11 protein-coding genes and 2 pseudogenes are annotated in these 10,393 nt (G+C 57.3%); 8 read left to right on the top strand and 5 right to left on the bottom strand.

Going from position 1 to position 10,393, the window contains the following annotated elements:
• Positions 1-227: hypothetical protein (locus tag DEM26_RS20505; protein ID WP_199224720.1), on the top strand; the 227-nt coding region annotated here is incomplete at its 5' end.
• Positions 228-436: 209 nt separating this feature from the next.
• Here DEM26_RS20505 and DEM26_RS19940 read toward each other — a convergent pair.
• Both DEM26_RS19940 and DEM26_RS20615 read right to left on the bottom strand, forming a co-directional pair.
• A complete protein-coding gene (locus tag DEM26_RS19940) occupies positions 437-1,453 on the bottom strand; it encodes a PAS domain S-box protein (protein WP_109173282.1) in 1,017 nt (338 codons plus the stop codon).
• A 288-nt stretch (positions 1,454-1,741) separates the two neighbouring features.
• On the bottom strand, positions 1,742-1,930 hold the full coding sequence (locus tag DEM26_RS20615) for an ATP-binding protein (RefSeq protein WP_441351184.1): 189 nt from the start codon (positions 1,928-1,930) through the stop codon (positions 1,742-1,744).
• A 116-nt stretch (positions 1,931-2,046) separates the two neighbouring features.
• Between DEM26_RS20615 and DEM26_RS20940 the strand changes: the two are divergent.
• Positions 2,047-2,247, top strand: a pseudogene (locus DEM26_RS20940) (YdcF family protein); the annotation flags it as partial.
• A gap of 104 nt (positions 2,248-2,351) precedes the next feature.
• Here the strand turns inward: DEM26_RS20940 and DEM26_RS20770 are convergent.
• Complete coding sequence (locus tag DEM26_RS20770; RefSeq protein WP_233243248.1) at positions 2,352-3,233, bottom strand: hypothetical protein; 882 nt, start codon at positions 3,231-3,233, stop codon at positions 2,352-2,354.
• 113 nt (positions 3,234-3,346) lie between these two features.
• Between DEM26_RS20770 and DEM26_RS19925 the strand changes: the two genes are divergently transcribed.
• Complete coding sequence (locus DEM26_RS19925) at positions 3,347-4,087, top strand: hypothetical protein (RefSeq protein WP_109173280.1); 741 nt, start codon at positions 3,347-3,349, stop codon at positions 4,085-4,087.
• Between the two features lie 92 nt (positions 4,088-4,179).
• On the opposite strand, the gene DEM26_RS19920 is transcribed toward DEM26_RS19925, so the two are convergent.
• Entirely contained in the window at positions 4,180-4,362 is a 183-nt protein-coding gene (locus DEM26_RS19920) for a ribbon-helix-helix protein, CopG family (protein ID WP_233243246.1), read from the bottom strand.
• 121 nt (positions 4,363-4,483) lie between these two features.
• Here DEM26_RS19920 and DEM26_RS19915 point away from each other — a divergent pair, with 121 nt between their 5' ends.
• The 3 genes from DEM26_RS19915 (at position 4,484) to DEM26_RS19905 (ending at position 8,058) form a co-directional block, all read left to right on the top strand.
• Positions 4,484-4,972 (top strand): hypothetical protein, encoded by a 489-nt coding sequence (locus DEM26_RS19915; protein ID WP_109173279.1) that lies wholly within the window; start codon positions 4,484-4,486, stop codon positions 4,970-4,972.
• 47 nt (positions 4,973-5,019) lie between these two features.
• Complete coding sequence (locus tag DEM26_RS19910; protein WP_146194509.1) at positions 5,020-6,051, top strand: GIY-YIG nuclease family protein; 1,032 nt, start codon at positions 5,020-5,022, stop codon at positions 6,049-6,051.
• A gap of 1,041 nt (positions 6,052-7,092) precedes the next feature.
• Entirely contained in the window at positions 7,093-8,058 is a 966-nt protein-coding gene (locus DEM26_RS19905; protein ID WP_146194508.1) for a hypothetical protein, read from the top strand.
• Here DEM26_RS19905 and DEM26_RS20935 read toward each other — a convergent pair.
• Positions 8,010-8,231, bottom strand: a pseudogene (locus DEM26_RS20935) (hypothetical protein); the annotation flags it as partial. The gene DEM26_RS19905 and the pseudogene DEM26_RS20935 sit on opposite strands and share 49 nt — an antisense overlap.
• Before the next feature lie 591 nt (positions 8,232-8,822).
• On the opposite strand from DEM26_RS20935, the gene DEM26_RS19895 reads away from it, so the two are divergent.
• Entirely contained in the window at positions 8,823-9,302 is a 480-nt protein-coding gene (locus tag DEM26_RS19895; protein WP_233243245.1) for a hypothetical protein, read from the top strand.
• A gap of 710 nt (positions 9,303-10,012) precedes the next feature.
• Positions 10,013-10,357 carry an AAA family ATPase gene (locus DEM26_RS20610; RefSeq protein ID WP_199224719.1) on the top strand — a complete coding sequence of 115 codons (345 nt, stop codon included), beginning with the start codon at positions 10,013-10,015 and terminating at the stop codon, positions 10,355-10,357.
• The last annotated feature ends 36 nt before the right edge of the window (positions 10,358-10,393 follow it).

The following is a 10,393-nucleotide window of genomic DNA, read 5'->3' as shown; positions in this document are numbered from 1 at the left end:
CGCTCGACGGCTCGACGCCGCTCTCGAGTTCCGGCGTCTCGAATGATGCCGACACGCTCGCGGCGATCTTTCTCGGGGCGGCGTCGGACAAGAATGTGCCGATCTCGACCGATACGGTAATCGCGGTGACGCAGATCCTCGGGGTTCCGGTGACGGGCACCGCCGCCGAGGCCCTCGCCGCGGATGCTGAGGCAGTTCGGATTGCAATCCTGGCCGGACATGGCTGATAGAATTTGACGAACAAAGATCAGGTTCCCGTCCAATGCGGCGGGAGCCTGATCGAACCCGACTGACATTAGATCGATCGATGATCTGAACATTTGGCAAAGACAGCGATCGCGGATCCATCTCAGGGTCTCCGATAGGCATGCTGACCAGAAGACCTCACCACAAGCCCCTTCCAACCTATGGGATTGGTGGGGGAGGTTCATGAGACCTACGGATGAAGCGACTTCCCGAACTTCCGGAAAGGCTGTTTCACGCTGGCAAGCTCAATATCCAGAGAAGCGATCAATCCGCTTGTTGCCAACTCGCGAGAGAAAGTTCCGCCAAGCGAGGTGGAGACAGTAAGATTGCACAACGAAGTTCCGAAGCCTTTACGCGTGATGGCACTGGGGTCGTCCGCCACGACACAGGCTTCTGCCCAACAGATCTTCAAGCGATCGCCTTCAATTACGCCGCTGATTTCGACGCCGTCGCCATGTGAGGAAAGGCCCCCATATTTCAGGGAATTCGTTGCAAGCTCGAAGAACACCAGCGTGAGCGGTGTGATTGCATCCTGCTTGACCTCGATGTCCGGCAAAGACGTCCGGATATTTTCACCGTCGCCGAACGGGCTTGTGATTTCGAGGACGAGTTCACCCAAGCTCATACGCTCTGGCCGCGTATCGCCAGTCGCACTTACAGTCATCGAATTGAGAGCTGCGATCGCGCTCAGGCGGCTCCGCATCTCGGAGCGAAGCTGTTCGATACTTTCGGCTTCTCTCGCAGCAACCGATATAAGGGCGCTGGCAATCGCGAAAGCATTGCCTACCCGGTGGCGCATCTCGGAGAGCAATAGACTTTGCTGTTTCGCCAGCTGATGCTGCACAGAGATGTCGCGGGCAATTTTCGAAGCTCCGACAATAGTGCCATCACCGTCGCGCACAGGAGAAATCGTCAACGAAACCGGGATGAGTTCGCCATCTTTCCGCTGACGAATGGTCTCAAAATTAACGATCCTCTCTCCGCGCCGCAGGCGGGCGATCAAGCCCTCTTCTTCGTCCTTCCGGTCCTCCGGGAAAACGATCGTGATCGGCTGGCCAATCGCCTCTTGCGCGGTGAAACCAAAAAGCCTCTCAGCACCACGGTTCCAGCTCGTGATGATGCTGTTGAGGTCCTTGGTGACAATCGCATCTTCGGTGCCTTCCACAATGGCAGCCAAATGCTGCTGGGTGGGGTCATGTGTATCCATCGGCGGAGCGACCTCTCAAGTTATCGCCAACATATAGCAAATCGTGAATGTGTCACGTGCCTTTTTCGGTGTGAGGCCCGCTGCGTCGTCCACTGCGCATCTATCGCACCGTCATCTTGCCGACGCACGGGCTCGGCATGCAAGATGTGAAATCACTCTGTTGGCTGCGGAGGCGGGCACGTAATCTTGGCCCCCAATCGGCGCCCCAAATGTCCTCCCCCCCGTGGCACGACGAGAGCTGGCCAGATGCGGTGTCGCTATCACAGTATCGGGCCAGCGGGACTTCAGTCACTCGCGGACCTTGAAGCGCCAGCTCTCATTGCCGGTTTCGACGATGTCGCAATGGTGGGTAAGTCGGTCGAGGAGCGCGGTCGCCACCTTCGCATCGCCGAAGACCGAGGGCCATTCTCCGAAGTCGAGGTTGCGCCACATCACGACCGAAGGGATGTCCTTGGAGGACGTCAGCACGAGGAACATCGCGGCGATCCAAGTCCGAAGATCGAGCTTCGTTGCGTGGAGCGACGTCCTCGTGGTGACGGAGAACTGGCTGCGGCATTCCCTCTCGATGCACTGATACAGTCCGGGACGCGCGGATGAACACGGCTATCCTGCGCCGATCCGCTGCCCGGAGCCGCTCACGTAGCACCATCGAGAACGCGCGCTTCAGCTACGACCTCGCCCAACCCAAACCGAGCGAGACCTGGGTGCTCGTCACCAGCGCCTTTCACATGCGACGCGCCATGGCGAGCTTTGAGCGCGCCGGCTGGGAGGAGGTAGTCCCCTACCCTGTCGATTATCGCGCAGATGGATTTCTCGATGGCATCGGCTGGGATCTCGCGGGGCATCTCGACACGCTGGATATCGCGCTCAAGGACACAATTTCTCTTACCGGCGTCATTCAGTCTTCATCGGGCGGCAACCAGATGAAGTCTTCGTCATCCAACCCAGATATATCATCAGGGCTATCCAGATCTTCTAGCTTCTGCGGCTCAACTTTTCTCGGAAGCTCGATCTCCCTGCCCACAACGGCAGATGCAATCTCCGTCAAGAAACGGTGCCCTTTCTCCGTAACTTCCGGTAGTTTAACGCGCCTATCTTCGCGGCTGACCCTCAACTCAATGAGGCCCAGTCCTTTTCCGCCTTTTGGCCCCTCTCCCAGCACCGCGATGTGTCGAGGGAAGTTCGGAATTCCCAGTTCGTCCGCCAGCGCATGTGCTGGCGTCCCATTGAAGCCGAACTCGCGTTGACGGGCACCTAGGAACAAAAAGACAGTCAGCGTCCCCAACCTGAGCGTGGGAAAGCGTGATCGCACAGCTCTGAGCGCCGGCAATGGACTACTCAGTAGGTGTTTGACCATATCGCCATGCGGCGCATCGGCACCTGCGGGACGCGCGAATATCCGAGCGAATTCTTCGCCCGCTTTAGTGACGAATATTTTGCGTGAGCGACAATTCTCGACATCTCTTCGTTCGAGAAACCCCAACCCCTCTTTCTTCCACCTCCCGGATGAAAGCGCTTCGACTTGAGGCGCAACCTGATTGTATTCCAGTCCGGTCAGATCGACGATTTCTTCGTTGGTAATCCCGTCCTCGGTCATACCCGCAACGATCGATAGGAAAGTATAGCAGGTTGCCACGGTGATGTTCGGATGCTGCCGTCGTGCGTCAGCACATGCCTCGCAGAACGCGCGAAACATCGGATCATCGTATCCAGCGGTTTCCCAAGGCGAAAAGAAAAAGAAGAAAGCTGAACCCTCCAGATCGCGGATGCCTTTAAACAACTAGCTTCAGGTCGAGCCTTCCGCAAGACGAGCACGGCAGCTTGACATCCGTAATCAAATCTTCTACATACTTTGTAATAGATTTGATGAACTCATAGCCAGAAAGGTGCTTCATGACCACTTCCTCCCTCGCCACCCAAAAAACCGACATCGACATCCCGTCCGAAATTGCGTCGGCACTGAACCTCTCGAATGATACTACGAGCGAGCACGCCAAAGTTGATCGCGACCGACTTTTTGATCTCCTCGGGAATTTCACTGCGATGGTGCGCGCGGGATTTCCAATTCTGTCAGAAATCCAGTGGCGCCTGATCTTGAGGGGGATCCAAGAACCTCACGAGCAAATCCTCGGCGCAATGGGCACTGCACTGGCATACCTTCCCGCCAGCTACATTACTTGGCAGCTTCAGGAAGGGTATGAATTCGGCTTCGACGAAAGTGACATCGAAGAAGTCTCGAAATTCGGGGCGGATGAAACTGTTGCCGCCTATCTCGTCGCTGATCGTTTTTGGCATTCGAACGAGGGCGACATCACTTCGCTTCGAAAAGTTCTTTCCGAGGTTTCCGGCCGCCCTGAGGAGTGCGTCCTCAAAGGAGACCCCGACTCCTCGGAACTTTGGGAGGTATCCAAGGTCACTATCCTGAGCGATCATTCGGTGCGCGCCCACTTCGACTATTGCGAAAAACCGATGGCAAAGCTGGATGCATCGCTTTCTGCCGACAAATCCGAACTCACGTTGCGGACTTTCGAATGTTTCTCATCGCGTCCGCTCATTGAACCAGGATACAGCTTGAGATTCACCCTTTTCCAGATGGCTCTCAAGCAAATGCTTGAAGCAATCGATCAAAGCTAAGCACCGAGGGAATCTCGGCACCTGCGCCTCAAAACAAGCGCGTAGGTGGCGCGGATCCCGACGCTCACCTCAACGCTCTAAGTGGAGTGAACTTACTTCTGGCCGTGCTCCTCCAGATAAGCCTCTACTGCGCGACGTATAACTTCCGGCCGTGTCGGCAGGTCCTCCGCGGTGCGCCGATACGCATCAATCGCTTCCACCATCTCGTGGGTCATACGCACCATCACCGGCTCTGTGCCTGCGGGCGGTCGACCCATCTTTTTCTTCTCTGACATGAAATCTCCTCACAAAGGGGATTGACTTTGTGATTACAGAATTACATGATAAGCGAGCGAAGGCAAGAGTTGCAGCTCTCACCAACGCTCTGACCACAGCCATCTCGGATAGGAGACAACCATGGCTATCATCGCGAATATCATGCGCCACATTCGGAATGAAGGCGCGAATGACGATCCCACAGCATCGATCCTGACGCTGTTCCCGCATTTTCTCGAAGCCTTCTGCGATTTCGTAGACTACGAGAGCTATCTTTCCGCCACGCAGAGCTGGGACCCGGCCTTTGCGGGCTGGCAGAGGGCTTCGGATGAAGCTCAAGAGACTATGCTGCATCTGCAGGATGCGATCCTCGGCGAGACGCCGCACCTGCCCGCCGAGAAGCCGATCAAACTCATCGTCTACGCCATTCGGATGGCGCTTCTCGACGAAGACGGCGCGCAACGTGCGCAATTTCGTAAGCTGATCCGAAACCGCGGCCATGAGCTTCTGGTCACCGAGACCTGCGACGCGGATCGGCGGATCAACGAGTTGCTCAAGCGCACCGTGATCCTCTTCGATCAGCTGCTCGACGTCTTTTCGTTCGATGAGCTCGAGCAGGCCGAAGCCTGATCTTCCTACATACCGCGTGGAAGTGACACCGGCCCTCCTTGGGGCCCGTGTCCGAGCACGCCTACCTGAAGGTCAATTGTGACCCGCTCGGGTGCGGTTTGCCGCGCCCGTTCACACAGCACAATTTCACGGAGGGCTCTCTCATGGCCCAAGCTCCCAAAACCAACATGACAATCCGCGGCGAAACCCACCCGATCTGGCCCGGTCCCATCCATCCGCAATGGCACGCCGCAGCTGCAAAAAAGGGCTATCACGTGCTCGCGCGCGTGAAGAACAAGGACAACCTCGCCCTCGCATGCAAGAAGTGTCGGGGAACGTTCGTCTGCCGTCACAGCGTTCTGACAGGCTTCCAGCCGCAATGCCCAAACTGCAAGGAAGCGCGCTGGATCGCCGATGCGAACGTGAACCGCCTCACCTTTGTGAAGCGCGATGAAAAGGACCGTCATTACGGGCATTTCATCGTGTCCTGCGGCCACACGAAGCGACTGCAATTCGGCCGAACGAAGAAGATCGCGACCGAAGGTGGCGAGATCGAATGCGAGAGCTGCATGGTCGAGCGCTACAAACGCGAGGCGCAGGCTTACGGATGGGAGCTGATTGGCCCCGATCCCGATGGAAACAAAGACTATCGTCTCTACCGACATGCGGAAGGCTGCGGCGAGTCGTGCCGTGTCTCGATCGGCAACATGAAGACCCAGCGTTTTCAATGTCCGAGCTGCGGCAAGGGCTGGTCGAATGAACCGAGTTCGATCTATTTCGCGGAAATCGATCTTGGCAAAAGAACCGTCCTCAAACTCGGCTTCTCCGGCAACACCTACTCGCGCTTCGAGTATCAGCTCTTCGTGCGGAAGGTGCTGCCATATCAGATCCTCGCCGAAATCCACTTCCCCACCGGGCGCGCTGCGCTGCGGGCGGAAAAGAAGGTTCATAAACGCCTCATCGAGAGGTTCCCGGATGGGGTGGTGCCGCACGCGGTATATCGTAAGCACCTCAAGGTGAAATCGGAGATCTACCGGCCCGAACTGCGCGATGCCATCTTCGCCGAACTGGCCGAGGTCGAAGGGCGCGTAAGCGCCTAACCGATCAAAGGGCTCGTTCTAGGCATCCGCCCCGCGCGCCCTGCCCCCGAAACCTTCCCTAAGTCACATGGCTCAAACGGTCCCGCGCCTCGCGGGACCACCCTTCTCTTTCATGTCTAATGGACCCTGCCACGGGCCACACATCCCTCGCACCACCTCTTACCAATCCACCCAGGGCTGCCCCGGCCCTGCGCTCTTGACCGGACACAATCGCCTGAAGATCTTCGGTGAGCGGATCATGTCTCAAGGCCCCGTCCGCCAGACCGCAGAAATCCGGATTGCATCGCAATCATGGACCGCGTCTCGGCACTCGGCAGGGCTGAACTCAAGGCTATCACCCGAAGGGCACAGGCAGGCCATACAAGCAAAACTGGACGCCTCATGCGAGAACTCTCGATTCCTCGGACACCGTTCTTGCTGATATATCGCGTAATGCCCACTCAGATCGAAATCCTTCGCCTTTGGGATAGCAGGCAAGGGGCGAATTACTGAGAGGATACGGGGTGAAACCGCTGCTTTGAGGTCGCCAGGAGCGATCATGCGACAACGCTCAAACCGGAACACTCTGGTGGCTACATGGTCGGGTATTCTCTTCGGCTGGGCGGCCCCGTTGGAACGAAAAGCTGAACCTTAGCACGCTGAGCGCCTGCTTGCTCGGAGCATGGTATTGTTCGCGGATCAGTTTTCAGGAGCCGCAGGCCGATCGCCGTTGTCGGAGTGATCGCTGAAGGATAGCACAAGACGCCCCAGCATCGGAGAAACCCCAAATCATCGTCTCGCGCCCGCGCGCCAATACCGGGGAGAGCGGCGCCGAGGCGTTACGAAAACTTTTCAGTTTCCCATACGAGGTTCACGCGCGACGGCCTCTCGGCCAACACGCTCTCACTTAGGGGTCTCGATGGTGTGAAACTGCGTGTTGACGTGAGTCAACGCTCATCAAGGCCACAGAGATCTACGCAGACATCCTCAGACGTCCTCAGACGTCGGGGAAATCAGCGATGCCGCTTTGTCGCGCATGGCGTCATAGAGGAGGATAGCACAATGAAATCTGCATTACAGAAACCTATTGGCGACGCTCCTGGTGCAGAGGGGCGTTTTCGCCGAACGCTGGCCGCGCTTGGGATGGAGGGCGAAGACAGCACGCGAACATCTTCCGTCAGCTACGCCAGTTTCAATTGGATCCGGATCGTCTTCGGGATCGTGCTCATCTATGACGCATGGACCTCTCTGAGCTGGCAGCACAAAGTCGCATCGGCTCAGGCGCTGGGCCTTCCGATATCGAGCCCGGTTCTGCATCTGCTGGTAATCGTTCTGGCATTCGTTGAGTTGGCAGTCGCCCTGTCGATCATGTCCGACCGCGGTGTCGTTCCGATGAGTTGGGTCGGGATCGGCTATGCCGGGTTTGTCTGGATCGTGTTTCAGCATGGTGGGGATTTCGGTCAGGATGGCACGGACCCCGGCGTTGCCCTTCCCTACATCGTGGTCTTCGTGTTCCTGATCGGTGTGCAACGTCTGCGGACAGATCCGGATGTCACGAAGAACGAGATGCTGACCCTTGCGCGGAATGGCTTTGGGTTGCTGTGGGGATATGATGCCCTGTTGAAATTCCAGCCCTACTTCCTGAACCACTTCACGGATTTTCTCACCTCCGCACAGGCGGATATGAAAGGCACCCTCACCGCCAGCTACGACCAGTTCTTTCTAGCCGTGACCAATATCATGGGGCCACATCTGGTCGCGGTCCTCGTGGCGCTGACCGAGGCGCTGATCGCGGCATCCCTGATCAGCGGGCGTGGGTTGAGGATCATGGCGCCGATCGGGTTCCTGCTGTCCTTCGCAATCTGGAGCACGGCCGAAACCTGGGGCGGACCTTACAGTTTGGGCGTGTCCGCGGAGGCAGCGCAGCTCTTCGGCGCGGCGACAATCTACATGATCGCCTTCTTCTACATCATGACGCTCTACAATCCGCTGGATTTGCTGCGAAAAAGGTTGCGGGCGCGGGGCTGATCAACTTCGGCTGCACTCAGCGGTCGATGCGTGTCTTCCGGGGCCTCCGAGGCAAGGGACAACTCGGCTTTCAGGCGGTCGAAGGCCTCCTGCTAAGCCCCTTCCTTGTCGCGACGGATCACGTCCCGGATCTATTCGCTGGCATTCTCATACGACCCATCGTCACCAACATTCACACATTGCCTCGCCAGGACGCATGTTATCGAACATGCCAAGGACCGGGTCGAAACGGTTCGACCAACGATATTCAAAGACCTTGAGAGTGTTCGGGGCGCAACGTCGCACGCTGCTGTCCAAACACGTCCCCGCGCATGCAAACCATTAAAATACCTACAATCGAGATATGGTTTCAGGTTGTAAAACGAACACCCCACTGATGTCATCGAGCAGATTTGCGATGAGATCTGCATTGCCGTTAGAAGGCGCGGGCTGTTACGGCTGCTCTGCGTGCTGGCTACACCGAGCGGACCAGATTCTGGCGTGTCCGAGGGGAAACTTTTGGACGTCAATCAAAGCTCAAGATTGCACACCCATCGACAGACGAAATAAGCTGTCGACGATTAGAGGTTTATTTCGCCCTGATCCGTTCTTGATCCTTGACGGAGATTGTCTTGCCCCCATTACCCAACTCGCCGTTGAGGTCACTTCTTGCTGACGCATATTCGCCCTGCGGCTTCTTCGGACAATGCCGAGAGGCACAATGGAACCCGGCAAGCGGTCACATTCCGCGAGGCTTTGTCGGAGCCACCGCCTCGCCGGAGGATGTGGAACTGGTGATGGTGTTTTCCGAGCCTGGTCATCCGCATGAGGGCGAACGATATGATTCCGATATGGATGCAGACGGGTTGATGCAGACATGTGTTGCGCACGCTTATGAGAGCTTCAAGAACGGCACGGACCAGTTCCATCGCAATACGCGCTGGTTCATCGACCAGCTCTATCCCGATCTGACCTTCGACGAGCAATTGCAGCGCGTCTGGCTGACCGAGGGCCGGTTGTGCTCGATTGACAATGAGACCGGTCGCACCACAGATCGCACCTGCGCAGCGCACTTCTTAGTGCAACAGGTCGCGCTGCTGCCGAACGCAACCGTCGTCGCCTTTGGCGGGAAGGCAAAGCATTATTTGGCCGGCATTGGCATCGACTATGTTGGCGCATATGCCCTCGCGCCTCCAGGTGCAAACCACAGGCCAGCTCGCCCGAGCTGGGACGCGGCGATTGCCGAGGTAAATGCCCGCCGTTAACGGAAGAGATCGACGTCGCGCATCTTGCAGGTAGCGGTCAGGCAGGCAAGCAATACCCGGCGCCATGCAAGGGTCTCGTGCCTGCCGACAAGGCGTTCCGAAGAGGGCATTTTTCCACGACCGAGCGATCTTCCTGATCTGATGCGCGACCGAATTGACGACCGTTCGCACTTCTGGCGGCGCTCGGTCTGGCGAGCAAGAGCCTCTCGAAGATCGGATAGTTCGTCGAGCGGCGGAAGGGATGACGCATCAGTGAGCGTCGCACCGGCGTCTACGTGATTGACACCTGCGCCGAGAAAGCGGCGACCCTGAAAATGGGCAAAAGGCGGACGCCTTCTTGAAGATCTTCGGCGCCGTCTATCAAGAGTAACAGGCGCGGCTGGGCGAGCGTATCGACTTCGAGGACATGGTTATCCGGGCCACGGCACATGTGGAACGCGAACGATACCAGAGTGAATCTGCGAACTGGCGGAGGAAGCGGAACCAGCGAGAAGCGCGAGGACGGAACTGGCCTACTGTAGGCTGGCCAGTTCCTGGGCCTGTAGATCGAAGGTGTCGGCCTGCTCATGCCCCCAGCTCCCACGCTGGATTCATCATATAAATTTCTGACAGGACTGGTGCGATAGAGCCTCAGCGCGCCCGAAAGAAACCGTCATAATTTAGCCCAAAGACTCCCATACGACGTGAAAAATTTCAATCGGAGCCCCTTCATGAACAAGACATTCTATCCGACTTCAAGCAACGCGTCGCATCATAAGAGTGCGCGGCAACCAGGCCGCAAAATTGGGGACAACCAACCCCAAGCCTCAAAAAAAACCGACCGGCAAACACGCGTCCGCGCACTTATTAGAGCACTCGGAGATGGAATGCATGAACGCGAGGAAATCATTGCCGTCGCGCTGCTTGGAGCCATGTGCGGGCAAAACAGCTTCCTCTACGGCCCTCCTGGGACCGCCAAAAGCCTGATTTCGCGGCGGCTTGCATGTGCGTTCGAAGCTCCAGCCTATTTCGAATACCTGATGAACCGGTTTAGGGTCAGGATTCATAACCAGTAGATGACGAGAGCCGCTAGGGCGATGGCGGAGAGGAAG

This window comes from Thioclava sp. NG1 (assembly GCF_003122275.1).
GTDB lineage: Bacteria > Pseudomonadota > Alphaproteobacteria > Rhodobacterales > Rhodobacteraceae > Thioclava > Thioclava nitratireducens.
The sequence above is the reverse complement of the archived record's forward strand: the minus strand, read 5'-3'. Positions and strand labels throughout refer to the sequence as shown.